This is a genomic window from Brevundimonas sp. BR2-1 (genome assembly GCF_037626195.1).
Lineage (GTDB): Bacteria > Pseudomonadota > Alphaproteobacteria > Caulobacterales > Caulobacteraceae > Brevundimonas.
In genome coordinates, this window is the sequence record NZ_JARKMV010000001.1 from 168,136 (window position 1) to 191,656 (window position 23,521).

Sequence of the window (23,521 nt, forward strand, 5' to 3'; positions counted from 1 at the left end):
GATCGATACATCGCAGAACCTGTGGAGCGTGCATGGACCAATCCGATTTCGACGCCTTCGCTGTGATGGCCGGCGAGGAGATGTTGAAGCGGGCGGGTGAGGCCCTTGGCCGCAGACTTTCGGCCCGAGGTTTGACCGACCTGGCGGCGGTGTCCCCGGATATCCAGGAGCAGCTTTACCGCGAGGCCGTGATGGAAACCGCGGTCCACGTGCCCGGTGTCGATCTCGCGATGCTGAGCCGGGTGCTCGACGGCATTTTCCGATCCGATCTGAGCGACGCCGTCCAGCGTCTCGTCGGCGAGAGCGGCGAAGTCTACGACGCGTTCGACTTCGCATCAGGTGTGGACGCCGCTGTCCTGATGGCCTTCTTCGGCCTGCCCGTTGCACCGATGGAACGGGTATCCGGAGCGATAACCTCTCCCCTCACCAACGAGATCGATGCGGTCGTCGAGGCGTTCGCCACCTCAAAGGCAGACCTCGTCGGATACTCGTCTGCCCTGGCTCCGTTCTATGTCCTGATCACCGATTGCCAGGACACGATCGCCCAGGTGCTGAAGTCTGAACCGAAGGCCGCGCGGATCGCAGACCTTTTCGCGCGAGATGGCCTGCCGTTGCCAGAACCCCTCGGCGTCCCCTTCGTGAAAGCCTGCTGGATCTTCCGGCGACGTCCCAATGATCGTGTCGGCGGCTTGATGTATCTCGACCCCCGCGACGACTGGGGCTCGTACTTCTTCTTCGCTGGGTTCGTCGAAGACGGCGAACCAAAGGGGGCCGGACCGGACGGCCTCAAGCCCATTTCCCGGCAGCTGCTGTATGCGCTTCTACGATCCCCGGACGCTCACTCGTTCGTTCAGGGAACCCCGAAGCCCATAACGCCGACGTCGCACTGAATCACTCCACGCGCAGGTCTAGCAGGACGGTTGGACGCCTTTTCCCGACCCGCACATTGCGGTCGACGCGGCTGTCCACTTCGCGCGAAGAGCCTCGGGCTCCAGAGAGAAATCATCCTTGTAACGGCACAGGATGTCCTCGATCTCGTGGGTCGAGAACACCCGAAAGCTGTCGGGGACCTGATGATACATGATGCCCCACGCATCACCGTTCGGAAGCCGGCCGCCCAACAGGCGGCGGGCGCCCACGCGCGCTCCCGCGTGCAGATAGATCACATGCTCTGAGACATGGCCCAGTCGCTCGCAGATTCGGTCTGCAGCGTCATAGACAGCCAGCTCGCCGGCTCCACGTATGGGCTTGAACGCCTTCTGTACTAGGTCGAACACCTCGTGGAATCTGGTCGCCTTCTCCAGATCGCCTGAGATGGCGGACAGCGCATCAACGCAGGCATCGATGGCCCGGAGCGTGAGTCGCCTTTGATGGGGGTGTCGCTTTCCATTCGCCATGCGGGCCCGCCCCGCCCGGTCGAGCACCTCGGAGAACGGCTCGCCCTCCGCCGCCCACCAAAGGGCGTCTCGCTCACGATCGGCGGTGCCGGCCCGAAAGTCATCGGCGATCAATTCGGCGGTGCCGTACCAAACAGTCGGACGCATGGGACCCTCTTGTGATCGTTCCAAGCCATCATCCCTCCAAACCTACAGTTCGCGCAATGTTCTCGCAGAATGTTGATGGACGCGGAGACGCTGCGCGCCTCGGCGTTCATCCAACGAAGGAGTTCCCTAGCGCGCCACTGCGCGAAGCGGATCCTCCCAAGTTCAGCTTCGAGTCACGAACGGAAGCGGAGCCTCAAGGTCTCGGAAGCGCCAAGAGCGGACGCTCGGGCCGATGCCAGAACCGGACGTTCGGCCCCGTGGCTGTTCGTGCAGCGGTCCGCGTCGGCGGCGATCAGTCTTGGACATCGGACAGCGGTTCGCGCTCGGAGCTATGAACCACAGCTCGGCTCAAGCTCGCGGTGTCGAAATCAGGCGTGGCCAGTCCGAAGGAACGTCGAACACCGCAAGTTCGCACCGTTCCGCCGGTGCGGGGTGAAACAGCCGACCCCGTGGCTGGGTCCAGGCGTTGGCGTGCCAGCCCCCCGCCGGCGCCGCAATGAGCATCAGCGAGTCTGCAATCTTGCGACCGAGCTTCTGCAGTGTGCGCCGGTCCAGCCCGCTCAGTTCGGCTTCACTCTCTGGATGGGTGTGCCAGTCCCCGAGGTAGTCAAGGTCGCCCCCGCTGGCGGCAAAGGCCTCGTTGATGCGGGCGACCTGCCAGGCGTGGTCCGGCAGGAACATGTGTCGACCGTGCAGAGCCTTGGGACCCGGCCCGATCGTCCCCATCACGATGCGATCTCCCCCACGTCGCCAGCCCATGAGAACACCGCCAGTCTCCAGCGGTGCCAGCGTCCTCGCCTGTTCCAGAAGGTCTTCGAATACATCCCGCCCGATCCAAACCTTCATGCGCCGCCGCAACTCCAGCATCGGTCATGGCGCCCGATCGCGGCGGCCGTCTCCCAGCGCGGCAGGATCCGGCGGGGACCGTGCTTCAGCGAGAGGACGGCCAAGGGCCAGTCGCCGACGTCGTAATCGTCCGGAGCCAGCGTCCCGATCGCGCTTCGGACAAGTTCAAGAGAAACCTCCTGCAGCTCGAACGCTCCGCCCGTGAAGGTCGGCGTGTTGCAACCGACGGGCGTAATCGTGCCGGACGAATCGACAGGCGGTCGGGGCAGGGTTTGGTCGTGCCAGTGTTCGTCCAGGCAGGCCGGGCACCCGCCTCCTGAGGGCGCGAAGCGCGCCACGGCGCCGCCCGCGGCGCCTTCGGTCGCGTATCCCATGATGAAGGGCTTACCCATGTCGCGGCAGACCGAAGCGAGGGACCGCTGGCACTCCGTCGAGGCGGACGCGTCGATCACCACGTCTGCTTCGGCCACCCGCGCCCGGATCCATTCCATCTGATGCTGGTTCGCCTCGGCTGCGGCGGCCGGATCGGAGACGGCGACGCCGATCTTGGCGACATGGGGGACGACCTCGGTGGCGGGGTAGTTCCGTGTCAGATGGTGGTAGAGCGCATGCGATTTGGGCAGACCCCAGAACTCCCGGGCGAGAGCCCACCGGACGCCGTTGCCGGGCTCGACGCTGTCCGAATCGACGATCGCCAGCCGGCCGAGACCGGCGCGAACGAGGTCCTGGGCCACGAAACCGCCGATCGCCCCGGCCCCTACCAGGAGCGCGGATTTCGCTCGCAGGGCTTTCGCGACGGGAACGCGGCCGAGGACGTCGTGGGCGAACCGGGCCCCTGTGACCAGCCCGGTTTCACGACCCTTTCCGATCCGGCGGCTGGCGAGGAACAGGAAGCCGACGCCGACACGTCCGTATTCGATCTCCTCGTCGAACACGATGACAGTCAACGCCATATCGCCTTGAGCCAGTCTGGCCATCCGAGCGCGCGCCTGGGGCTGGGCGGCGACAGCCCGCTCTATGATTCTGTCCGCTGCCGCGAGCATCTCGGCGGGGGTGTCGGTCGGCCGCGGCTTCATCCTGACCCAGCGTCCCTGGACGAGCGGTTCGCGGTCGATGCCGGCCCACGGCGTGAACCGGGGCGCAAGCCATTGGCCCGTCAGGGGCTCCATCGAGCGCAGCAGACCTTCGAAGCGGTTCGGGCCGAACGCTCGCCCTCTCACATTGAAACCGGCGATCCCGGCCGTCGTCCCGGGCACGGGCTGCCCGGCGTCAAAGACGATGATCGAGTCCGGCTCCGCCTGGCGTATGAAGTAGGTGCTGAGCGGATCGGGGGCATTCTCCTCCACGGCGGCGGCCTCGGTAGGCCGCGCCGCGGCGTGGGCCTGCGCGGCCTTGAGCACATTGGGCAGCTGCGCGGCGATCAGATCGGCGACTCGCTCGCAGGGGTCCCACTGGCCCGCGTCCTGCGTCAGCAGGCACAGCGTGCGGCTTGAGGGATCCTGGTGACGTGCGAGGGTCAGTTCGGGCGCGGACACATTGGCGCGGGCGAACGGGTGGCATGGCGAATAGCCAACGCGAAGGCGGGCTTCGACGCCCTCGCGCCAATAAATGTCGAGGATCAGCTGGCCGGCCTTATCGTGGACGACGGCGACATCCGCGCCCCGGCGTTCGAAGGCGCGCAGTTCCGCTTGGTACAGCGCGGGCCAGCGCAGCCACCAGTCGATCGGCTCCGACCGGAGCTGCGCTGTCCCGTGCATCTCAGCCGACCGGGCGGTGCGGCGGCGGGTTGCTGGGCGTGGGCGGGCCGTCGGGCCGCCCCGGAGTGTGGCTCGGAGGACCGCCGGGCACGTCCGGATGGGTGGGGTGCTCGGGGTGCTGCGGACGGTCGGGACCGCCGGGCTCGTCGGGACGGCCGGGCTTGTCCGGATGATCGGGCTTTTCAGGCTTGTTGTTCGACATTTCGACCTCTGTGTGTGGGGAGGGTGAACACCAGAGGGGTTCATCCGGGACTCGGCGGGTCGAGACCCGTCGACCAATGATTCCCGAAAGCGTGTTTGTGGTCAAGGGAAACATTAATGTGTTTGTGATAATCACATAATGTTTGCCGCGTTGACACGACCCGCGGCGCGGATCAAACAATGCAAATGGCCGCCGATCCCCGTTATCCAGCTTTCGGCGAAGCGATCGCCTTGCGCCGCGAGCAACTCAAGATGACTCAAGCCGAGCTGTCGCGCCGCGTCGGACTCTCGCGTGCTTCCATCGCCAACATCGAACGCGGGCGGCAGAATGTACTCCTGCACCACGCCTGCGACATCGCCGCGGCGCTCGGTCTTTCCCAGGTGACGGATCTGTTGCCGGTCCAGGCCAGGCCGACGGTGGAGGAACGGGCGCTGACCGTCTCCGATCCGGTGAGCGCCAGAGCGCACGCACAGATCCAGGACCTGATCGCGAACGCAATCGCCAATGCCGGGGTCAAATCGTGAGCTTCGCCGATACGGCCCATGCGCAGGAAGCGGCGCGTACGTTGCTCGGCAAGGCGGGGGTGCGATCGGCGCCGGTGCCGATCGAGCGGATCATCAAGTTGCGAGGCATCATCCTTCAGTATGCGCCGCTCGCCGACGACCTCTCCGGCATGGCCTACATCCGCGACGGCGTGGGCATCATAGGCGTGAACGCCCTCCACCACCCCAATCGTCAGCGGTTCACGGCCGCGCACGAACTCGCCCATCACGAACTTCACCCGGAGCACATCCGCAACGAGGTCCATGTGGACAAGGTGTTCCGCGTCCTTTGGCGTGACACCATGACCACCCTCGGGATCGATCCGAAAGAGATCGAGGCGAACGCCTTCGCCGCCGAACTCCTGATGCCCCGGTCGTTCCTGGAGGATCTCGTGGACCCCCGCGCCCTGGACGTCGACGACGACGAGAAGATCGAGTCGCTGGCTCGCAAGTTCCGGGTCAGCCCCTCGGCGATGCGCTACCGGCTCGGCTCCTGGGACTAGGGAGGCTCGCTTGAGCTTCGTTTTCTACGATACGGAGACCACAGGCCTTAAACCGGGCTTCGACCAGATCGTGCAGTTCGCGGCTATCCGAACCGACGCGGACCTGGTCGAACTGGACCGGTTTGAGATCCGCTGCCGCCTCCAGCCGCACGTCATCCCCCACCCCTCGGCGCTGCGCGCCAACCGGATTTCGATCGCCCGCCTGACCGAGGCGTCCCAGCCCTCGCATTACGAAATGGTCTGCGCCATTCGCCGGCGGTTGGCGGCGTGGGGGCCGGGGATATTCATCGGTTACAACTCGATCCGCTTCGACGAAGAGATGCTTCGGCACGCCTTTTTCCAGTCGCTGTTTCCCGCCTATCTCACGTCGGCCCCCGGCAACGGCCGCACTGATGCGATGAACCTTCTGCTCGCGGCCTGCGCAGAACCCGAAACCTGCCTCACCTTGCCGATCGGCCCGACCGGCCGCACGACCTTCAGGCTGGCGGCCGTCGCCGAGGCGAACGGCCTGACCCTGGGTCCGGCTCACGACGCCTTGGTGGACGCCGCGACGACGCTGGAGCTATGCCGGCGTATCCGCACCGGCTCGCCAGAGGTCTGGCACCGCTTCATCCGCTTCTCCAACAAGGCCGTGGTCCGCGACTTCGTCGAGGCCGAGGAGATGTTTTTCCTCACTCGCTTCTTCGGCGGGGAGGCTAACCACAGCCTGGTGGCGCGGCTTGGCAGCTCGGCCGGCGACGCCAACGGCCACCTGTGCTGGGATCTGGCCGAGGATCCAGCCTTGCTCAATGACGCACCCGCGGATGCTCTGACGGAGGCCGTGCTGCGCAAGGGCGGACCGGTGAAACGGCTTCGAACCAACGCAGCGCCCGCCCTGTGCGCCAGTTGGGAGGCTCCTGACGCTTGGTTCGGGATCGACGCCGTGACCGCCGAGGGGCGCGCGGCGTGGCTGCGCGAGAACCCCGGATTCTGCGGCCGCGCGATGGCAGCCTACACGGACCGGTGGGCCGAGGCGCCACCGGCGGTCCACCCCGAGCAACAGCTCTACAACGGCGTTTTTCCTGGCCCTTCTGACGAGGCGCTGATGGTCGACTTCCATGAGGAGGGCAAGCGCCGCCGCGTTGAAATCGTCGAGCGTCTTGAGGACCCGCGCGTCAAGGTTTTCGGCCGTCGAGTGATCTATTGTGAACACCGATCCGCGCTGAACGAGACAGAACGGCGCGAGGCTGACAGCGCATTGGCTGAGAGCTTGGTCGACGAGCGGGGCGCGGGCCTGACCCTGCCGCAGGCCCTGTTTCTGGTGGAAGAGGCGTTGGCCGTTGGCGGGGAAGATCCGGACGGACTGCTGGTCGAATATCAGGTCTGGCTCAAAGCCCGGCTGGCCCGCACTGTTGCCTTCCTCGGAAGGCCGCCAGTCACATCAGTCGCTCCTGCGGTCTAGACCGCCCTCGCGCGCCCACTGGCAGCATAGCGCCAGAAGCGGGCATTAGCTCGCAGCCGCGGAGCAGACATTCCCTGCTCATCTCCGCGGGCTGGATGGCGTTACGGTTCTAGAGGTGGTGCGAAGCGTTCGCGAGCGATGAGGCCCACCCGCCGCCCGAGCGCCTGACCTTCTTCATTGGAGAAACGGAAGTGCATGCCGCCCTGAATGCGCGCCAAGCTCGTAGCGTCCAGGAAGGCGCTCCAATCCGCAAATCTGACGTTGACCGGCAGGGGTGCGCTTTCGCTTGCAACTTCGATCGGGCCCTTCGCTGTTTCAGGCTCGAGCAGGGCGGCGAACAAACCTGAGAAGGCGCAATGGCCGCAGGGGTACTCCGGATGGTTTGGGGTCGCCATCACCGGCTCCCAAAGCGGGTCTCGGACGGTCGCCGGATTGTCGTCGCGATCAGCATTCCGGATGGCGCCCAATGGTCGCCAAGTCATGTACTTCATCTTCGCCTGAGCCACGGCTGCGTTCGCGTCCAGAGACGCCATCCGGACGAGAGCCCATAGTCGAGCCCTATCTACCAAGCGCTCACGGCGGGCAGCTTCGCGGCTGACGGTGGGGTCGACATTGAACTGCGCCATGAACTGGGCGCGCCGCAAGCTGTCACCGGTAGCGTTGGCTTGCCCGACACCGCCCAGCAGGCGGACCTCCTCAAAGTCTCGGGCGTAGCGCTCGCCTGCGGTCGGCGGCGGCGGCGGGGACATCACCTCGTCCCAAGATGTGAGGAAGAACGGCTGGGCGCGCATGAACCACGGCGCGAAAGCGGGCAGATTCGGCGGCGTGAAGCGGCCGATCTCACCCGCCGGCCGATAGGGCTCGCCCGCCGGTGCGTCGAAAAGGGATCGCGCCAAGGCCGCGGCTCCCGCACGCCGACCGACCTCGAGTCCATGTTCCAGCCTTGCCCCGGCAGGCAGTCCCGACAGCGATAGCGCAAGTGCGCCGTCCAGCTGTGCGCGCCGTTCAGGGTAGAGCCCAACCAGCACAGTATGCGCTGCGACTGCGGCGGCGGCTTCTCCGCTAGCTGGCTGTTCTGACTTGGCGATGCCTAAGTAGCTACGGTAGCGAGGATCAACGGCGTTGGTCGCCTCGAACATAGCGAGTGAGACGAGCGGGGGCGCTGTTCGCTCCAGCCGGCCCTGAAGCGGTGGAGGCAAGGGCGCGCCATTGGGGCCTCGATCCGCCACCCTCAGCCAGTCCTCAAGAACGTCCGCGTGGGCCCTTGAAGGGCTGGTGCACACCAGCAACAGAAAAATGACCAGTCTGAACAGCAGCATTGGAAGCCCTCCATATCGCTGGTATCCCATAGCGCGATTGGGATGGTGCGATCTCTTGGGTGTCGGCTCGAGCTCCCCCCGCTGTCGCTGAAGCGCCATCAGCGGACCTTGGTTCGTCGCGGGATACTGGGTCTCTCAATGGAGGCAACACGTTGCCCAAGCCAGGACCCGGTGTAACTGAGAAGCCATGTCCTCACGTCTCATTCTTTCAATCGCCGGTTTGACTTTCGCGATCTGCGGACTTGCGAGCCTTTTCGCCTCCGATGAGTTGGCGTCGCTTTCCTCAACATCGCCCTCTTCGGCGCTTGCGCCCGCCCTTCAGATCATCGGAGGCGCACTGCTCGGTTTCGCGTTATTGAACTGGTTCAACCGAAGGAGTCGGGTCGGCGGCATCTACGGCCGTCCGATTGGTTTGGCCAACTTGATGTTTTCAGGGGTATTGGCGATCACCGTCGGCCGCGCTGCTCTGCAAGGCGCACTGCCTGTCCAAGCGTCGCTCTTGGCCGGCATTTTCGGCGCTATCACCTTGGCATTCGGCTGGCTTGCCTTCGGAACTTCGGCGGCTTCTGGTTAGCGCAAACATCGAACATCAGTTGTCGGCTTGAAATCGGGTTCTCCAAGATCTCTGCGAAGCTCCAATTGCGGCGTTCTACGCGTTGCTCAAGGCGGCCATGCGTCAGAAGCGGACATCCGCCGACACCGGGACAGCGGTTTATTTGGGACCGCCCGTGCAGACTCCGACGGATTGGAGACTTGGTCTCCTATGGCGCTGGGACGGGCAAATCCCTAGCTTTCGAGCCTGACTCAGGAGCGGCCGCAATGACGATCAAGGCGCATTGGGAAAACGTCTATCAGACCAAGGCAGTGGATGACGTGAGCTGGTATCGGCCGCACCTGGAGGTTTCACTGCGGCTCATAGCCAACGCTGCGCCGGACCTTGGCAGCGCGATTATTGACGTAGGCGGCGGGGAAGCGACGCTCGTCGATGATCTGGTCGCACGGGGGTACAGCGACGTCACGGTGCTCGATATTTCCCAAGCGGCGATCGAAGTGGCCAAGGCTCGGCTCGGTGCATCGGGCGCAGCCGCGCATTGGATCACCGGCGACATCACGGCAGTCGCACTGGAACCGGCTCGGTACGATGTCTGGCACGACCGGGCCGTCTTCCATTTCCTGACAACCGCGGAGGACAGAGCCGCATACGTCCGGCAGGTCGCTTCCGCGGTCAGGCCTGGCGGCCATGTGATCGTCGCGACGTTCGGGCCCGAGGGTCCGCAGAAGTGCAGCGGACTGGACGTTGTCCGCTACGACGCCGAACACCTTCACGGCGAGTTCGGGCCGAAGTTCCGTCTCCTGGACAGCGTCACGCAAGTGCACGAGACCCCTTGGGGCACGCCTCAGCAGTTTATGTATTGCTTTTGTCGGGTGGAGTGAGACGTCGAACCCGCTTCAGCGCGACGCTGAGAACAGCCGCTACAAGTAGAGCGGCCAGCCTTGATCACCCTCGACATCTCGGCGAGGGCTATCGCGCGCGACGGAACGGCTCTTCACCTCGGCGAAGCCCGTGCTCGGCCGGGTTTTGTCAGAGCGCCAGCATGGATCGGGTGAGCATGTAGGTCGCGACCACGAATATCAGGCCCGCGAACAGGACGTTCAGCGCTCCCCGTCTCTGTCCGACGCGGCGGGCCACGCGGGTCCCGAGCAGTCCACCCGCGAACCCGCCGGCCACGAACAGGCCGGCGATGGTCCAGTCGACCAGTCCTGCAAGAGCGTAGCTTGCCGACGTCGCCACGCCGAAGCCGGTCACAGCGAGCAGCGACGACGCCATCGCGTTCATGATCGGCATGCCCGTTGCGGCGACGAGTCCAGGCACGATCAGGAAGCCGCCGCCGATGCCGAAGAAGCCGGAGAGCAGGCCGGTGGCGAGGCCGAAGCCGACGAGCTTGGGGAAGTTGTCGCGGCCCAGGGTGACGTGCGGCAGGCCTACCCCCTTGCGGTTGCGCAGCATCAGCACGCCGACCACCATCATCAGCACCGCGAAAAGCGCGAGCAGCCTTTCTCCATCCATTTGCCGGCCGAACCAGGCCCCCACGACCGCGCCGAGGACTCCTGCGACCGTGAACACGGCCGCGCAGCGCCACTTCACGTTCCCGCTCCGGGCGTGGTTTCCGAGGTTGAGAAGCGCATTCGCCGCCACGGCCACAGCGCTTGTGCCGATCGCCACGTGGGGATTGGTCACCCCGACAAGATAAACGAGCAGAGGTACGGCCAGCACCGACCCGCCGCCCCCGACGAGACCGAGGGTGAAGCCCACCACAGAGCCGGAACCAAGCGCCAGCGCCGCCTGCAGCGCCTCCATCAGGCTGCCCCGGCATGGCTCAGGCGCCGGTTCCACGGTGCACGACCCAACAGGCGGGCCAGGCCGCAGAAGCCGCTCGCGCCGGCGAACGTCAGTCCGGACCCGACGAACAGCGGAACCGCAAGGAACCACAGCGACACAAGCAGGCCAGCCAAGGTGCCCAGCGCCACCATCGATCCCGCCGCAAGCTGCACCTGGCGCTGCAGCTCAAGCGGCTGCCGGGCGTCTTTGGCGACAGGCAGGCCGGCGCCCCGCCAACCGTCCAACCCGCCTTCGAGGATGAACCATTCACTGTCCCCGGCCTTCTGCTTCAGCCGAGGGGCTTGTACCTCGGTGCGGGCACCGCTGCGGCAGTGAAAGATGACCGGGCCGGTGCTGAGCTGGCCGTTGTCCCAGGACGAGAGCGGCAGCGACACCGCCCCGTCGATCTTCTCGCGGGCGTGTTCGTCCGGTTCGCGGACGTCGACAAGGATGGCGCCGCCTTGGGCGCAGAGGCGCGCGGCCTCAACAGGGCTGATGGTGTTCATGCTGTTTGCTCGATTAGCTGCGGTCGTTCACGGGGGAGACCGGCAGGCCCGCCGCCTGCCAGCCTTCGATGCCGCCCTGCAGGAGGTAGACGTCGCCGGTCGGGACGGAGGCGGCAAGCGCCTCGGCGTTCATTTCGGTGCGCCGGCCGGTGCGGCAGTGAAAGATCACGGGTTGTCCGGGGCGCGCCGCGATCCCGGCGGCGCCGGATGACATCGGGGCGTTCTGCGCGCCCTCGATGACCTCGGCGCACTCCTGGGCTTCACGAATGTCGACGAGGAGGGCGCCGTCGGTGATGAGGAGGGCGGCGGCTTCCGGTGTGATGGGTTTGGCAGTCATGGGGAGTTCCTCAGGCTTGCCCGCGCGAGGCGGGGGAGAGTTCGGGGCAATAGATGTCGCTCAGCACGGAGAGCACGCGAACAACGTCCGGGTCGGCGATGCGGTAGTGCAGGCTCTGGGCATCCCGCCGATAGGCGAGCAGTCCGTCCGCCCGCAGTCGCGCCAGATGCTGCGACAGCGCCGACTGGCTCAGTCCGACCTCTTCCACCAAGGCGCCGACGGACAGCTCTGTTTGCGCCGACAGGTGACAGAGGATCAGCAGCCGATGCTCGTTCGACAGGCTGCGGAGCAGGCGAGCGGCTTCGCCGGCCTTGGCGGCGAGCGCGTCCAGAGATGCGACGGTGGAAGGTATCATCAGGGCTTTCTATTAGACTTGTCTAATTTAGGCAATGCTAATATATGTGTCAACACCACTGACACATGGAGCCCTCCAGTGAGCCTCTCCGCTGAAATTCGCCCCTTTTTCGACGAGCCGACTAACACCATCACCTATCTGGTGTTCGACCCCGAAACCCGCCAAGCCGCCGTCATTGATCCGGTGCTAGACTACGACCCCGCATCCGGCGAAGTCGACACCCGGTCGGTGGCCGCGGTGCTTGCCGAGGCTGCGCGCCTGGCGCTGAACGTCCGTTGGGCGCTGGAGACCCACGTCCATGCCGATCACCTCAGCGGCGCCCCATACATCAAGGCGAAGACCGGGGCGCAGATCGGCATTGGCGAGAACATCACAGGTGTGCAGCGCATTTTCCGCCCGATCTTCAACGCAGCTGATCTGGCGGCGGACGGCGGGGACTTCGATCGGCTGTTCGCGGACGGCGACCGGCTGCCGCTGGGCGAGCTGGAGATAGAGGTGCTCCATACCCCCGGCCACACACCCGCCGACGTGAGTTACAGGATCGGCGACGCAGTTTTCGTCGGCGACACGCTTTTCATGCCCGACTACGGAACGGCGCGGACCGACTTCCCCGGCGGCGACGCCCGTCAGCTCTACCGGTCCATCCGCCGGCTGCTCGCCCTTCCGGCGGAAACCCGGCTGTTCATGTGCCACGACTACAAGGCCCCGGGCCGCGACGACTACGCTTGGGAGTCCACGGTGGCCGACCAGATGCTCAACAGCGTACATGTCAGCGATCGGGTGACGGAGGACGAATTCGTCGCCATGCGGACGGCGCGCGACGCGACCCTGTCCGCGCCCAAACTGCTGTTGCCGTCGATCCAGGTGAACATGAGAGCTGGTCGCCTCCCTCCCGCAGAAGCCAACGGGGTTCGGTATCTGATGATCCCGGTCAAGGAACGTGAAGGATCGCTCTAGGCCCGGCTCCAGTCGAAGCCCCGGCCGGCGATTTGCTGACCCGCTGGACGGGGTCTTCGACGGCGTCCCGGCCGGTCGCATACCGCTCCCCTAGATCGCATCCAGCGCCTGGCGGAGTTTGCCACCGATCTCCTCGGCCTTCGCCTTCAGGCCGGGATTGTCGATGGCTGACATCGAGGCCACCGGGTCGACAGCGGCGATCTCGCTGCCGCCGCCGTTTTCCCTTTGCTGAACTATGACATTACAGGGCAGCATCACCCCGACCTTGTCCTCATGGAGCAGCGCCTCGTGGGCAGCCTTAGGATTGCAGGCCCCCAGAATGATGTAGGGCCGGAATGCGACGTCGAGCTTCTGCTTGAAGGTTTCGGTCACATCGATTTCGGTGATGATGCCAAAGCCTTCGTCCTTCAGCGCCTCCCGCGTCCGGGCGACGGCGTCCGCGAACGGGAGCTTGGTGATCTTGCTGTAATAATAAGCCATGCAGGACTCCTTCCGTCCTGAAAACCGTTTGGCCGCGCGGACGTTGCAAGCCGTCGTGCAGACCGTGAGCCCGCAGTCGACCCCGGCTCTGCCGGAAGGAGGCGATTACACCGCGTCGAGGGACGCCCCTGTGCAGGATTGCGCCATCAGACGCCGCGGAAAGACCGCATCCCTCTGCACGATGACCCGGAGGCCACCGAGAAGCGAGCGCCCGTAGCCCAGCCGCCGGCCGTGGGCAGTCGTCATGACGCGAGCGACCGTTCGACCAGTCCCACACGGAACCAGTCCGCCGCTGACTGCTTCCGATGATGACTCCTGCAGGAGGACGGCGCGCGTCCTCCAAACTCCCCGGAGCGAGACGATGCAAACCCACACCCACGGCGGCGCCGAGATCGCCGCCTTCCACGATGCGAAGACCGGCAGCTGGCAGTATGTCGTCATCGATCCCTCGACGCAGGCGGCGGCGATCATCGATCCGGTCTGGGACTTCGACGAGAAGGCCGCGGCGACCTCGACCGGCAACGCGGAGGCCATCCTCGCCTTCGTCCGGGAGCGGGCGCTCAAAGTGGAATGGATCCTCGACACCCATCCTCACGCCGACCACTTTTCGGCCGCGCCGTGGCTGAAGGAGCGGCTGGGCGCGCCGACTGCCATTGGCGACAAGGTGACGGAGGTCCAGGCGCTGTGGAAAGACCTCTATGGCCTGCCGGACGACTTCCCCACCGACGGCCGGCAGTGGGACCGGCTGTTCAGGACGGGCGACACCTTCCGGGTCGGCGACCTGCCGGGCCGCGTGATGTTCTCGCCAGGGCACACCCTGGCCTCCATAACCTATGTGATCGGGGCCAACGCCTTCGTCCACGACACCCTGATGATGCCCGATGCGGGCACGTCGCGAGCGGACTTCCCTGGCGGCGACGCACACGCCCTATATCGAAGCATCGAAGGCATTCTCGCGTTGCCGGAGGACACGGGTGTTTTCGTCGGCCATGACTACGGTCCTGGCGGCCGAGACCCGGCTTGCTTCAGCACGGTGGCGGAGCAGAAGGCCGACAACATCCACGTCGGCGGAGAACGATCCGAAGCCGACTTCGTCGCCCTGCGCGCGAGGCGCGACGCCACCCTGCCACTCCCCAATCTGATGCTCTATGCCCTGCAGGTGAACATTCGCGGCGGCCGGCTGCCCGAGCCGGAGGCAAGCGGCCGCGTCTTCTTCCGCATTCCGGCCAATCGGTTCGAGCCAACCGATAGCGGTACCTGATCAGCTTTGGGCTTGGCATGGGGACGCCAGCGGATTGAACAGAGTCCTGTGCGGGCGGTCAGACTTTATTTTCGGTTTTGGTTCGGATCGTGTCCGGTGAAACGAACGCTAGCGTCACCCGCAATCCGCCGAGGGGCGATGGGCCATAGACTACGGTCAAGCTATGCGCTGTGGCCGTCGCCTCGACGATGGAAAGGCCCAGCCCGCTGCCCCCGGGCTTAGCGTCTGGACCGCGGTAGAACCGACGGCCGAGCTTGGTCAGGTCGGCCTGAGGCACGCCCGGGCCGTCGTCATCGATGGTGAGGGTTGGCGAGGGGCCGGTGTCATCCAGGTCGATACGGACGAGGCTGCGGGCGTGGGCGCAGGCGTTGGACAGCACATTGCCGAACAGGGCGGAGACGCGATCCGGATCAACGTTGAGTTCCATCGCGGAAGCCGCCTCGCTGACTTCGACCCGGACCCGACAGCCCATGATGTCCGTGCGGACAAGCTGGGCGAGCGGCGTCCAGCGTCTTACTAGCGCCGGCTCGGCCGCGTCGTCCGCGCGGGCCATTTCCAGAAGTCGGCTGACCAGCGACGAAGTACGATCGACGGAGGCGACGATGTGCTGGAGCGCTCGGGCCTGTGTCTCTGGATCGGTCGCGTTCGCGGCGACCTGGGCCTGAACGCGCAAGCCGGCCAGCGGGGTGCGCAGTTCGTGGGCCGCGGCGGCGGTGAACTCGGCCTGGCGACGCCGCGCCGCGGCCAGTCGATCAATCAGTCCATTGAGGGCGTCGAGCATGGGCCGTAGCTCTTCGACGCCCCCGGGGGTTGTCAGGGGGCTCAGGTCCTGAACGCGGCGAGCTCCGAGCGTGTCGGCCAGTTGGCGCATTGGTCTCAGCCCCCGCCCGACCGACCACCAGATCAGAAGACCCAAGGCCGCCAAGCCGACCAAGGTCGGTGCCGCCAGACTTGTGATGATTGAACCGACGATCCCCTCCCGCATGGCTAGCCGGTCGCCGACCATGACCTGCACCCCCGCCAGGCGATTGTGGACGGTGTAGACGCGCCAGCGTTCGTCGCCGATGGTCCGCTCGGAAAAACCATCCGCGACGGCCAGCCGTTCGAGTGGCGCCCCGTCCGAGCGGCTGACCAGCTCGCCCCGCAACGACCAGATCTGGCACGACAGCTGGCGTTCGTAGCCGGGGCCGGCTGTTGTCGCAGGGGCGGCGGCCACTCGCGCCGCCCCTGCGCCAGCGGCCAAGTCGCCCTGGTCGAGCAGGCTGGAGACCATGCGCGCGGACTCCATCAGCCTTCGGTCCAGAACCCGATGGATTTCGGCCTGTGTCCGGACCTGAATCCATACGGCCGAGGTTCCCCACACCACGGCGGTGACCAGGGCCAGAATGACAAACAGGCGGACGCGGATCGACCTCATGACAGGGTGTATCCCAGACCTCTGACGGTGCGGATCCTCGCGGCCCCCAGCTTGGCCCTGAGGTGGTGGATGTGCACCTCCACGGCGTTGCTGCCGATCTCCTCCTGCCAGCCATAGAGGCGCTCCTCGAGCTGGCTGCGCGAGATGACCTGGTTCGGCCGCTCGACCAGAAACTCCAGGACCGCGAACTCGCGCCGCGAGAGGGGCAGGTCCTGGTCGCCCAGCCACGCCAGTCGCGCCTTGGGATCGAGGAGCAGGTCACCGTGGCGCAGCGCCGGCGTCGCCCGGCCGAGGAGGCGTCGCCGTATGGCGCGAAGGCGGGCGCTGACCTCGTCAAGATCGAAAGGTTTGCCGAGATAGTCGTCGGCGCCGGAATCGAGACCCTGGATGCGGTCGACCACTGCATCGCGGGCCGACAGGATGAGGACGCCGACGTCCATGTTGCGGGCGCGGACCTGCCGCAGCACCTCCAGCCCGTCGCCATCCGGCAGCCCGAGGTCCAGCACAACGGCGTCGAAGGCCGAGGACTCGAGCGCGGCCAAAGCGTCCTCGACCCGGCCGACGACGTCCACGGTCCAGCCGCAGGCCGCCAAACCCACCTGCAGGCCGTCCCTCAGCACCGGATCATCTTCGACGACGAGCAATCGCATGGCGGCGGCGTGCGCCTTTCGGCTTAAGCGTGACTTAAGGTGGCCCGGCGACGGAGCGGCCATGATCAAGCTGTTCTTCTACCTGCGCGCCGCGCTGCTGGCGACCTTCGCCCTGACCGCGGTCTGGGCCGGCGCGGCGGTGGCCCAGCCGATGCCGCCGGAGGAAGCCTTCCAGCTCGAGGTCCGCCGCTCGGGTGCCGGCGACATCATCTTCGACTGGACCATCGCCGACGGACACTACCTCTACCGTAAGCACACGGTGGCCACCCTTGAGGGCGGCGAAACCGCCTTGCCGCTGGCGCTGGCCGAGGGCGAGGCCAAGACCGACCCGGCTTTCGGCGACGTGGAGGTCTGGCACGGCCGCGGCGAAGCCCGGCTCAGCGCCGCCGACCTCGAGTCCGCAGGCGGGCCGACCGTCGTCAACATCACCTACCAGGGGTGTCTTGAGGACTCGATCTGCTACCCGCCCATGACCGAGACGGTCGCTCTGCCGAAAGCGGCCGCGGCCGCTCCGGGCGACACGGCGTTGGCGGCGCGTGAGGCCGACGTGGAGACCGCGGTCGCCGCCTCCGCGCTGGCGCTCCAGGCATCGGCCTCGACGCCAGCGGACCCGGCGACGTTCAGCGCGTCCGACGGCAAGAGCAGCACCCAGGCGTCGGCCGGATCGTCGTCCAGCGGAATCGCGCTTCAGTCCGGCGGCGGCATGGTCGAGCGGCTGGCGCTCCGCGGCGGCGTGCTGTGGGTGCTGCTGGCCTTCTTCGGCTTCGGCGTCCTGCTTGCCTTCACCCCGTGCGTCTTCCCCATGTACCCCATCCTGGCCGGCGTGATCGGTCGCGGCGTCGATGCGCCCGGCGGGCGGCGGGGCTTCCAGCTGTCGGTGGCCTATGTGCTGGGCCTCGCCGTCGCCTTCGCTCTGCTGGGCGTGGCGGCCGCCTGGTCCGGGCAGAATCTCCAGATGGCGCTGCAGTCACCCTGGGCTGTGGGCGCGCTCAGCCTGATCTTTGTGGCCCTGGCCCTGTCGATGTTCGGGCTCTACGAGCTGCAGCTGCCCTCGTCATGGACCTCCCGTCTATCCGGCCCGGGCAAGGTCCAGGGCCGCCGCTCGCTGGGCTCGGCGGCCGGGATGGGCTTTGTCTCCGCCCTGATCGTCGGGCCGTGCGTGACCGCGCCCCTGGCCGGCGCCCTGCTCTATATCGCCCAGACGGGAGACCTCCTGCTCGGCGCCGCCGCCCTGTTTGCACTCGGTCTGGGCAAAGGGGCGCCCCTGATCGCCTTCGGCGCCCTCGGGTCGAAGGTGCTGCCGCGCGCCGGGCCCTGGATGGACCGGGTCAAGGCGGCGTTCGGGGTCCTGTTCCTCGTCACGGCCTGGTGGCTATCGTCGCGCGTCCTGCCGGCCGAGGCCAGTCTACTGCTCGGCGCCGGGCTGATGCTGCTGATCGCGGTGCTGCTGGGTCTGTTCCGTCCGGCCGCCGGCAGCGGACTTTGGGGCGGAGCCGCGCGTGCCGGGGGTCTGGCCGCCGCCGCCTGGAGCGTTCTGCTGCTGGTCGGCGCCGCATCCGGGGCCCAGGACCCATGGCGTCCCTTGACGGGGGTGTTCGGATCACCGGCACGGGCCGGCGCGATTGCGACGAACGCCGCCGCGCCTACCGTGGTGACTGACACCGCCGCTCTCACCCAAGCGGTCGCGGCCGCTGGCGCGGCGCAGACGCCGTCGCTGGTCTATTTCACCGCCGACTGGTGCGTCAGCTGCAAGGTCATCGACCGCACCGTCTTCGCCGATCCCGGCGTCCAGGCCGCGCTGACAGGCGCGCGGCTGATTGAGGTCGACGTCACACGCACCACGCCGGAGACCCGCGCCCTGCTCAAGGATTTCGCGGTGGTCGGCCCGCCCACCATGATCTTCCTCGACGCCACGGCGACCGAGCCGGACCGAAGCCGCCTGGTCGGGGAAATGGGCGCGCGCGACGTGATCGAATCCCTTGGCCGCGCGGGAGCCCCGGGATGAACGCCATCGAGCTCGGCCCCCTGGTCCTGTCCGGCGAGCGCTTCGCCATCCTGCTCGGGGTCCTCGTCTTCATGATCGGCTCCGGCTGGCTGGCCAGCCGGGTCAGCCCCCGGTTCAACGCCTGGAGTACGGCGGTCGTGGTCGGGGGCCTGGTTATCGCGCGATTGGCCCATGTCATCGCCCACTGGGAGTTCTTCAGCGGCGATCCCTGGCGCGCCTTCGCGGTCTGGCAAGGCGGATTTGTCTGGCCCTGGACGCTGCTGGTGGTGGTCCTCGCCTCCGTCCTGCTTCTGCGCGACCGCCGCCTGATCGTCTGGGCCGTGGCGCCGGTCGCCGCTGCGGCGATGGTCTGGAATGTGGCCTATCAGCTGTCATCGCAGACCGACGCCTTGGCGCCCGCGCCCCTGACCTTGGCCTCGCTCTCCGGCTCGCCGGTCGACATGGCGCAGCCCGTTGATCGCCCCACCGTTATCAACGTCTGGGCTACCTGGTGCCCGCCCTGCCGCCGCGAGATGCCGGCCCTTGCGCAGGCCGAGGCGGCGCACCCCGACGTTCGGTTCCTGTTCGTCAATCAGGGCGAAGGTCCCGATACGGTCCGCCGCTTCCTCGCCGCCGAGAACTTGCAGCTGGAGCATGTGCTCTTCGACGAGGCCATGGCGCTTCCTCGCCACTACGGCACGGCCGGTATTCCGGTGACCCTGTTCCTCCACGCCGACGGCTCCCTGGCCAAGGCGCACATGGGCGAGATCGCGCCCGAACAGATCGACGCGGAAATCCGCCGCCTCGATCGCTGAAATCTTTCACCCAGGAGACTTCCATGACCCTTCGCCAACTCACGCCCGTGTTCGTCGCGGCTCTTGCGCTCGCGGCCTGTGGACCGGCCGACGCCGATAATTCGACGACGTCGCCGCCGGCCGGCGGCGGCACGACGCAGACTATGCCCTTGATCGTCCAAACCGGGTTCAACGACCTGCTGCGCGATCCAGGCGTGCCGTTCATCGGCTCGGAAGCAGCCGACGTCACCATCATCAGCTTCGTCGACTACAACTGCCCGTACTGTAAGCAGATGCAGCCCGAACTGACCGCTCTCGTCGCGAGCGATCCCAAGGTGCGGATCCTTACCAAGGAATGGCCCATCTTCGGCGATGCGTCCGAACTGGCCTCGCGCACGGCGATCGCCGCCCAGTACCAAGGCAAGTACGAGGCCGTTCACAACGCCTTCATGGGATCGCCCACGCCCATCGCCGGGGCGGCCGACGTTCAGCGCCTGGCGCTGTCGGCAGGCGTGGACATGGCCCAGCTCGAACGCGACCTGACCGAGCACGCCGCCGACATCGACGCCGTGCTGCAACGGGTCAGCGCCGAGGCCTCGGCCATGGCCCTGCGCGGCACGCCCGCCTTCAGCATCAATGGGCAACTAATCCCCGGCGCCCTTCCGCCCGGCCAGCTCAAGGCGTTGGTCCAGCGCATCCGCGCGGGCCAGCCGGCGCAGTAAGCCATGGCCCGCCTGACCCTGCTCCAGCTGAACGATCTGCATGGCTATCTGGAGCCGCACCCCGAACTGGTCCCGACCGCCGGTGGCTGGCGGTTCGAGCGGCTCGGCGGGGTCGCCCGTATCGCCCGCCTGTTCGCCGAGGCGCGCGCCGAAGGACCGTGTCTGACGCTCGACAACGGCGACACCTTCCACGGCACGCGGGTGGCGGTCGCCAGCCGGGGCGAGGCCCTGATCCCGATCATGAACGCCCTCCAAATCGACGCCATGACGGCGCACTGGGAGTTCGCCTATGGACCCGCGGACTTCAAGGCCCTCGCGCGCCGGCTCGACTACCCCGTGCTGGCTGCCAATGTGTTCCGCAAGGCCACCGGCGATCTCCTGTTTGAGGGCCGCCGGGTCTTCGAGCGGGGCGGGTTGCGGATCGGGGTGATCGGCCTGGCCTGTCCGATCGTCGATAAGACCATGCCGCCGGCCTTCTCGGAGGGCATGCGCTTCGAACTGGGCGCGGCCCAGGCGCGCGAGCAGCTGGCGATCCTGCGGCGGGAGCAGGTCGATCTCGTGGTCCTGCTGTCCCACCTGGGACTCCCGCAGGACCTCAAGCTGGCGTCGGAGCTTCTGGGCCTCGACGTGATCCTCAGCGGCCATACCCACAACCGGCTGCATGAGCCGGCGCGGGTCGGCGACACCCTGATCATCCAGTCGGGTTGTCACGGAGCCTATGTCGGTCGGCTGGACTTGGACGTCGCCGATGGACGGGTCTCGCTGAACCGCCACCACCTGATCCCGGTTGATGACGGACCCACAGACGCCAGCCTCGAAACGCTCGTCCGCGCGGCTCTGGCGCCCGAGCGCAAAGCCATGGCGCGCGTGGTCGGCCGCACCGCCATCCCCCTGCATCGCTACGCCATGGCCAGCGCGCCGATGGACGATGTGCTCCTGGCCGCGGTGGCCGGGACGGCGGGGACGGAGATCGCCTTTTCCAACGGCTGGCGATACGGCGCGCCGGTGGCGCCTGGACCGGTGACCCTGGGTGACCTCTACAACATCGTGCCCATGAACCCGTCCATCTCCCGCGTCACCCTCACCGGCGGCGAGCTCATCGCCATGATGGAAGACAACCTGGAGCGCACCTTCGCCGCGGACCCGTTTGAACAGATGGGGGGTTACATCAAACGATGCCGCGGCCTGACCGTCTTCGCCAAGCTTGAGAATCCGAAGGGCGCGCGCATCGACCGGCTGCTGGTCGGAGATCGCCCCGTCGATCCGCAAGCTGACTACCCGGTCGCCTTCGTCACCAGCCAAGGCGTGCCCAGACGCTATGGGCGGGACCGGCGAACCCTGGACGTCGATAGCGTCTCCGCCCTCCAGCAATGGTTCGTCGATCATGTGCCGGGCGAGACCGACCTGCCGTCCAGCGTTCTCATTGTCTGAGAGTCGATATTCCTTCGCCCCGGAGCCCCCCGATGAAAGCACTGCTTCTCGCCCTCGCCTTTGCCGCGGCCGTGACCGTCTCCCCCGCCTTCGCCCAGGTCGTTCCCGGATACGGCGGCTTTACGCCCCTGCCCGAAGCGGGCGAACAGCCCGATCCCGACCGGGTCTACAAGGTGGTTTTCGACGTCTCCCAGGGCGGCCCCGATGATGGCCCGAATCGGGGCCTCGATCGCGTTGCGCGTCTGATCAACATGCTGGCCGCCGGCGGGGTCGACGCCGACCACCGCCAGGTCGTGGTCGTGGTGCACGGCGCGGCCACCCTGTCGGTGTTGTCGGACCCGGCCTGGGCCGCACGGGGCAAGGGCACGGCCAATCCCAACAGCGCCTTGATCCGGGCCCTGATCGCCGCCGGTGTCGAAGTTCGCATCTGCGGTCAGGCCATGGTCGGCAATCGAGTGGTCGAGGAGGACCTCGCGCCCGGGGTCACCGTCGACCTCGCCGCCCTGATGACCGTGGTCCACCGTCAACAGGCGGGCTATGCGCTGATCGCGGACTGAACCGACTCACCCCCGCGACGGCCGTGATGACGCGACTTCCTTGGCCCTGGCGCCGGCCCGTTGGAGAGGGGACCAGCCAGACCGCGCGGTCCAACCCCTAAACCAGTCCTAACCGACGACTGCTTTGAGTCAAAAAGCGCCCTAACGACCCAGGTCCGCTCCCCGTCCCGCCACGACCTGCGCCAACCCGTTCGCCATCGGCTCCAGCGCGATCCTGCTCCCCATCCTCGCGGCGTCTCCCGCCCTCACCCGCGCATAGTGCTCGACCCCGCCCGCATCCTTCACCACCACGAACGGCGCCGCACCCGCCTCGTCGTGAAACCCGCTCTTCACCACCACCCCGCGCACTCGCTCCGTCCCGAGCGGCCGCACCTCCCTCGCCCCCTCCAGCCGTCGCTGGTTCAGCGTCCGGATAATGTCGCGCCGCGCCTGTAGCGTCCGCAGCTTCGTCTCCATCTCTCCGTCGAGCTGGTAACGCCGTCCCGTCCTCACCGCGAAACCCAGCCCCTCCAGATGGCGCAGCCGCCCCCGGGTCAGCGCCGCCCAGGCGTCATTGACGCCCACGCCATCCTCGACCGTCCCGTTCGCATCCGCCGCCGCCAGCAGCCGCCGGTCGAAGCCGGTGAACCGGTCCGCCCCGGTCTCCTTCCAGATACGCAGTTCCGCCTCCACCCGGGACAGGTCGCCGAGCCGCTCCTGCGCCACCTCCTGCGCCCGCGCCCGGAAGCCGTAGCCGATGTAGTCGCGCGGGATGACCAGGTCCCGCCCGTCGCCTCGCCGACCCCGCACCAACACATGGGCGTGCGGCTGGTCGGTGTCGTAATGGCAGGTCGCCACCCATTTCAGATTCGGCTCCCCCAGGTCCGCCGACACCCGCCCCATGACCTCGCGGGCATAGCCCTTCAGATCCCCGATCCGGTCGCCGTGCTCCGGCGAGATGATGAAGCGGAAATGGTGCCGGTCCTCGCTCCAGCCCCCGGTCTCGACCACCGGCCGAACATCGTCCGTCTCCCGGTCGAAGAACTCCGGCCGCGCGCCTTCGACCCCGGCTCCCGAGCGTCCGAGATAGCTCACATGCGCCGCCAGGGCCGCCGCCCGCTCGGCGCCCTTGCCGATGTGCCGGGACACCAGCGCCTTGACGATGACCCGCTGACGAACGTCCAGACGAAAGGCCCGGCCCGAGCGTCCCTGCGCCGCCCTGAGCACCCCTGACCGATCCCCCAGCGCGAACGCCCGCGAGCTGGCCAGTCGTCGCAACAGCCCGGTGCGGACGTTCACCCGATCGGGTTTGAGGGACAGCGGAAGTCGGACCTGGACCGCCTCCGGGTCCTGACCGGCGCCGGCCGACAGACGCGACTGGATGGCTTCACGGATCAGCATTCGACGCCTCCCACCAGGCCGCCGACGCCGCCCAGGACCGACAACTCACCGCAAGTCGTCCAACACCCTCAAGCGCGCCGCTAACCTGCTGACAGACTACGAAAAACCCGGACCGCCCAACACCCTCTTTTATCTTGCCCTAAGCCCCTTTTCGCA

General features: G+C 67.0%; 26 protein-coding genes. 13 read left to right on the plus strand and 13 right to left on the minus strand.

Annotation, left to right across the window (positions count from 1 at the left end; genetic code table 11):
• Positions 1-32 precede the first annotated feature (32 nt).
• A complete protein-coding gene (locus BrevBR_RS00865; protein ID WP_292062181.1) occupies positions 33-890 on the plus strand; it encodes a hypothetical protein in 858 nt (285 codons plus the stop codon).
• Between the two features lie 18 nt (positions 891-908).
• Here the strand turns inward: BrevBR_RS00865 and BrevBR_RS00870 are convergent, their stop codons facing one another.
• From BrevBR_RS00870 to BrevBR_RS00885, 4 genes are all read right to left on the minus strand, one after another.
• Complete coding sequence (locus BrevBR_RS00870; RefSeq protein ID WP_292062183.1) at positions 909-1,544, minus strand: hypothetical protein; 636 nt, start codon at positions 1,542-1,544, stop codon at positions 909-911.
• 348 nt (positions 1,545-1,892) lie between these two features.
• Positions 1,893-2,390 (minus strand): Mov34/MPN/PAD-1 family protein, encoded by a 498-nt coding sequence (locus tag BrevBR_RS00875; protein WP_339999643.1) that lies wholly within the window; start codon positions 2,388-2,390, stop codon positions 1,893-1,895.
• Complete coding sequence (locus BrevBR_RS00880; RefSeq protein ID WP_339999644.1) at positions 2,387-3,925, minus strand: HesA/MoeB/ThiF family protein; 1,539 nt, start codon at positions 3,923-3,925, stop codon at positions 2,387-2,389. The genes BrevBR_RS00875 and BrevBR_RS00880 overlap by 4 nt, the downstream gene beginning before the upstream one ends.
• A gap of 223 nt (positions 3,926-4,148) precedes the next feature.
• Positions 4,149-4,349 (minus strand): hypothetical protein, encoded by a 201-nt coding sequence (locus BrevBR_RS00885; RefSeq protein WP_292062188.1) that lies wholly within the window; start codon positions 4,347-4,349, stop codon positions 4,149-4,151.
• A gap of 179 nt (positions 4,350-4,528) precedes the next feature.
• Between BrevBR_RS00885 and BrevBR_RS00890 the strand changes: the two genes are divergently transcribed.
• Genes BrevBR_RS00890 through BrevBR_RS00900 form a run of 3 tightly spaced genes read left to right on the plus strand, consistent with a single transcriptional unit; the run spans position 4,529 to position 6,835 of the window.
• Complete coding sequence (locus BrevBR_RS00890) at positions 4,529-4,873, plus strand: helix-turn-helix transcriptional regulator (protein WP_292062190.1); 345 nt, start codon at positions 4,529-4,531, stop codon at positions 4,871-4,873.
• On the plus strand, positions 4,870-5,394 hold the full coding sequence (locus BrevBR_RS00895) for an ImmA/IrrE family metallo-endopeptidase (protein ID WP_292062192.1): 525 nt from the start codon (positions 4,870-4,872) through the stop codon (positions 5,392-5,394). The genes BrevBR_RS00890 and BrevBR_RS00895 overlap by 4 nt, the downstream gene beginning before the upstream one ends.
• Positions 5,395-5,404: 10 nt before the next feature.
• Complete coding sequence (locus BrevBR_RS00900) at positions 5,405-6,835, plus strand: exonuclease domain-containing protein (RefSeq protein WP_292062195.1); 1,431 nt, start codon at positions 5,405-5,407, stop codon at positions 6,833-6,835.
• A 101-nt stretch (positions 6,836-6,936) separates the two neighbouring features.
• On the opposite strand, the gene BrevBR_RS00905 is transcribed toward BrevBR_RS00900, so the two are convergent.
• A complete protein-coding gene (locus tag BrevBR_RS00905; RefSeq protein WP_292062197.1) occupies positions 6,937-8,154 on the minus strand; it encodes a vanadium-dependent haloperoxidase in 1,218 nt (405 codons plus the stop codon).
• Positions 8,155-8,341: 187 nt separating this feature from the next.
• On the opposite strand from BrevBR_RS00905, the gene BrevBR_RS00910 reads away from it, so the two are divergent.
• Both BrevBR_RS00910 and BrevBR_RS00915 read left to right on the plus strand, forming a co-directional pair.
• Complete coding sequence (locus BrevBR_RS00910; protein ID WP_292062199.1) at positions 8,342-8,728, plus strand: hypothetical protein; 387 nt, start codon at positions 8,342-8,344, stop codon at positions 8,726-8,728.
• 245 nt (positions 8,729-8,973) lie between these two features.
• Positions 8,974-9,588, plus strand: a complete 615-nt coding sequence (locus BrevBR_RS00915; RefSeq protein WP_292062200.1) for a class I SAM-dependent methyltransferase — start codon at positions 8,974-8,976, stop codon at positions 9,586-9,588.
• Between the two features lie 148 nt (positions 9,589-9,736).
• Here the strand turns inward: BrevBR_RS00915 and BrevBR_RS00920 are convergent, their stop codons facing one another.
• Genes BrevBR_RS00920 through BrevBR_RS00935 form a run of 4 tightly spaced genes read right to left on the minus strand, consistent with a single transcriptional unit; the run spans position 9,737 to position 11,732 of the window.
• A complete protein-coding gene (locus tag BrevBR_RS00920; protein ID WP_292062203.1) occupies positions 9,737-10,513 on the minus strand; it encodes a sulfite exporter TauE/SafE family protein in 777 nt (258 codons plus the stop codon).
• Positions 10,513-11,040, minus strand: coding sequence for a rhodanese family protein (locus BrevBR_RS00925; protein ID WP_292062205.1), 528 nt, complete (start codon positions 11,038-11,040; stop codon positions 10,513-10,515). The genes BrevBR_RS00920 and BrevBR_RS00925 overlap by 1 nt, the downstream gene beginning before the upstream one ends.
• 13 nt (positions 11,041-11,053) lie before the next feature.
• Positions 11,054-11,377 carry a rhodanese-like domain-containing protein gene (locus BrevBR_RS00930; RefSeq protein WP_292062207.1) on the minus strand — a complete coding sequence of 108 codons (324 nt, stop codon included), beginning with the start codon at positions 11,375-11,377 and terminating at the stop codon, positions 11,054-11,056.
• Between the two features lie 10 nt (positions 11,378-11,387).
• A complete protein-coding gene (locus BrevBR_RS00935; protein WP_292062209.1) occupies positions 11,388-11,732 on the minus strand; it encodes an ArsR/SmtB family transcription factor in 345 nt (114 codons plus the stop codon).
• Between the two features lie 78 nt (positions 11,733-11,810).
• On the opposite strand from BrevBR_RS00935, the gene BrevBR_RS00940 reads away from it, so the two are divergent.
• A complete protein-coding gene (locus BrevBR_RS00940; protein ID WP_292062210.1) occupies positions 11,811-12,689 on the plus strand; it encodes an MBL fold metallo-hydrolase in 879 nt (292 codons plus the stop codon).
• 90 nt (positions 12,690-12,779) lie between these two features.
• On the opposite strand, the gene BrevBR_RS00945 is transcribed toward BrevBR_RS00940, so the two are convergent.
• On the minus strand, positions 12,780-13,169 hold the full coding sequence (locus BrevBR_RS00945; RefSeq protein WP_292062212.1) for a DUF302 domain-containing protein: 390 nt from the start codon (positions 13,167-13,169) through the stop codon (positions 12,780-12,782).
• Positions 13,170-13,530: 361 nt separating this feature from the next.
• Here BrevBR_RS00945 and BrevBR_RS00950 point away from each other — a divergent pair, with 361 nt between their 5' ends.
• Positions 13,531-14,430 carry an MBL fold metallo-hydrolase gene (locus BrevBR_RS00950; protein WP_292062214.1) on the plus strand — a complete coding sequence of 300 codons (900 nt, stop codon included), beginning with the start codon at positions 13,531-13,533 and terminating at the stop codon, positions 14,428-14,430.
• A gap of 58 nt (positions 14,431-14,488) precedes the next feature.
• Here the strand turns inward: BrevBR_RS00950 and BrevBR_RS00955 are convergent, their stop codons facing one another.
• Together BrevBR_RS00955 and BrevBR_RS00960 are read right to left on the minus strand one after the other, a co-directional pair.
• Entirely contained in the window at positions 14,489-15,847 is a 1,359-nt protein-coding gene (locus BrevBR_RS00955; protein ID WP_292062215.1) for an ATP-binding protein, read from the minus strand.
• A complete protein-coding gene (locus tag BrevBR_RS00960; protein ID WP_292062219.1) occupies positions 15,844-16,497 on the minus strand; it encodes a response regulator in 654 nt (217 codons plus the stop codon). Before BrevBR_RS00960 ends, BrevBR_RS00955 begins: the two co-directional genes overlap by 4 nt.
• Positions 16,498-16,558: 61 nt before the next feature.
• Between BrevBR_RS00960 and dsbD the strand changes: the two genes are divergently transcribed.
• Genes dsbD through BrevBR_RS00985 form a run of 5 tightly spaced genes read left to right on the plus strand, consistent with a single transcriptional unit; the run spans position 16,559 to position 21,985 of the window.
• A complete protein-coding gene (gene dsbD / locus BrevBR_RS00965) occupies positions 16,559-18,502 on the plus strand; it encodes a protein-disulfide reductase DsbD (RefSeq protein WP_292062220.1) in 1,944 nt (647 codons plus the stop codon).
• Positions 18,499-19,296: a TlpA disulfide reductase family protein gene (locus tag BrevBR_RS00970; protein ID WP_292062222.1), complete on the plus strand. Its 798-nt coding sequence runs from the start codon at positions 18,499-18,501 to the stop codon at positions 19,294-19,296. The genes dsbD and BrevBR_RS00970 overlap by 4 nt, the downstream gene beginning before the upstream one ends.
• 23 nt (positions 19,297-19,319) lie before the next feature.
• Positions 19,320-19,997 carry a DsbA family protein gene (locus tag BrevBR_RS00975; RefSeq protein ID WP_292062223.1) on the plus strand — a complete coding sequence of 226 codons (678 nt, stop codon included), beginning with the start codon at positions 19,320-19,322 and terminating at the stop codon, positions 19,995-19,997.
• Positions 19,998-20,000: 3 nt separating this feature from the next.
• On the plus strand, positions 20,001-21,428 hold the full coding sequence (locus tag BrevBR_RS00980) for a bifunctional metallophosphatase/5'-nucleotidase (RefSeq protein ID WP_292062224.1): 1,428 nt from the start codon (positions 20,001-20,003) through the stop codon (positions 21,426-21,428).
• A gap of 32 nt (positions 21,429-21,460) precedes the next feature.
• The gene (locus BrevBR_RS00985; RefSeq protein ID WP_292062225.1) at positions 21,461-21,985 is read left to right on the plus strand and encodes a DsrE family protein; all 525 of its coding nucleotides are present in this window, start codon (positions 21,461-21,463) and stop codon (positions 21,983-21,985) included.
• Positions 21,986-22,126: 141 nt separating this feature from the next.
• Here the strand turns inward: BrevBR_RS00985 and BrevBR_RS00990 are convergent, their stop codons facing one another.
• Positions 22,127-23,365: a DUF3363 domain-containing protein gene (locus tag BrevBR_RS00990; RefSeq protein ID WP_292062226.1), complete on the minus strand. Its 1,239-nt coding sequence runs from the start codon at positions 23,363-23,365 to the stop codon at positions 22,127-22,129.
• Positions 23,366-23,521: the final 156 nt, after the last annotated feature.

Coding starts and splice junctions, on each gene's coding strand:
- BrevBR_RS00865 (WP_292062181.1), top strand. CDS start 33: ATGGACCAATCCGATTTCGACGCCTTCGCTGTGATGGCCGGCGAGGAG.
- BrevBR_RS00870 (WP_292062183.1), bottom strand. CDS start 1,544: ATGCGTCCGACTGTTTGGTACGGCACCGCCGAATTGATCGCCGATGAC.
- BrevBR_RS00875 (WP_339999643.1), bottom strand. CDS start 2,390: ATGAAGGTTTGGATCGGGCGGGATGTATTCGAAGACCTTCTGGAACAG.
- BrevBR_RS00885 (WP_292062188.1), bottom strand. CDS start 4,349: ATGTCGAACAACAAGCCTGAAAAGCCCGATCATCCGGACAAGCCCGGC.
- BrevBR_RS00890 (WP_292062190.1), top strand. CDS start 4,529: ATGCAAATGGCCGCCGATCCCCGTTATCCAGCTTTCGGCGAAGCGATC.
- BrevBR_RS00905 (WP_292062197.1), bottom strand. CDS start 8,154: ATGCTGCTGTTCAGACTGGTCATTTTTCTGTTGCTGGTGTGCACCAGC.
- BrevBR_RS00910 (WP_292062199.1), top strand. CDS start 8,342: ATGTCCTCACGTCTCATTCTTTCAATCGCCGGTTTGACTTTCGCGATC.
- BrevBR_RS00915 (WP_292062200.1), top strand. CDS start 8,974: ATGACGATCAAGGCGCATTGGGAAAACGTCTATCAGACCAAGGCAGTG.
- BrevBR_RS00920 (WP_292062203.1), bottom strand. CDS start 10,513: ATGGAGGCGCTGCAGGCGGCGCTGGCGCTTGGTTCCGGCTCTGTGGTG.
- BrevBR_RS00925 (WP_292062205.1), bottom strand. CDS start 11,040: ATGAACACCATCAGCCCTGTTGAGGCCGCGCGCCTCTGCGCCCAAGGC.
- BrevBR_RS00930 (WP_292062207.1), bottom strand. CDS start 11,377: ATGACTGCCAAACCCATCACACCGGAAGCCGCCGCCCTCCTCATCACC.
- BrevBR_RS00935 (WP_292062209.1), bottom strand. CDS start 11,732: ATGATACCTTCCACCGTCGCATCTCTGGACGCGCTCGCCGCCAAGGCC.
- BrevBR_RS00945 (WP_292062212.1), bottom strand. CDS start 13,169: ATGGCTTATTATTACAGCAAGATCACCAAGCTCCCGTTCGCGGACGCC.
- BrevBR_RS00950 (WP_292062214.1), top strand. CDS start 13,531: ATGCAAACCCACACCCACGGCGGCGCCGAGATCGCCGCCTTCCACGAT.
- BrevBR_RS00955 (WP_292062215.1), bottom strand. CDS start 15,847: ATGAGGTCGATCCGCGTCCGCCTGTTTGTCATTCTGGCCCTGGTCACC.
- BrevBR_RS00960 (WP_292062219.1), bottom strand. CDS start 16,497: ATGCGATTGCTCGTCGTCGAAGATGATCCGGTGCTGAGGGACGGCCTG.
- dsbD (WP_292062220.1), top strand. CDS start 16,559: ATGATCAAGCTGTTCTTCTACCTGCGCGCCGCGCTGCTGGCGACCTTC.
- BrevBR_RS00970 (WP_292062222.1), top strand. CDS start 18,499: ATGAACGCCATCGAGCTCGGCCCCCTGGTCCTGTCCGGCGAGCGCTTC.
- BrevBR_RS00975 (WP_292062223.1), top strand. CDS start 19,320: ATGACCCTTCGCCAACTCACGCCCGTGTTCGTCGCGGCTCTTGCGCTC.
- BrevBR_RS00980 (WP_292062224.1), top strand. CDS start 20,001: ATGGCCCGCCTGACCCTGCTCCAGCTGAACGATCTGCATGGCTATCTG.
- BrevBR_RS00985 (WP_292062225.1), top strand. CDS start 21,461: ATGAAAGCACTGCTTCTCGCCCTCGCCTTTGCCGCGGCCGTGACCGTC.
- BrevBR_RS00990 (WP_292062226.1), bottom strand. CDS start 23,365: ATGCTGATCCGTGAAGCCATCCAGTCGCGTCTGTCGGCCGGCGCCGGT.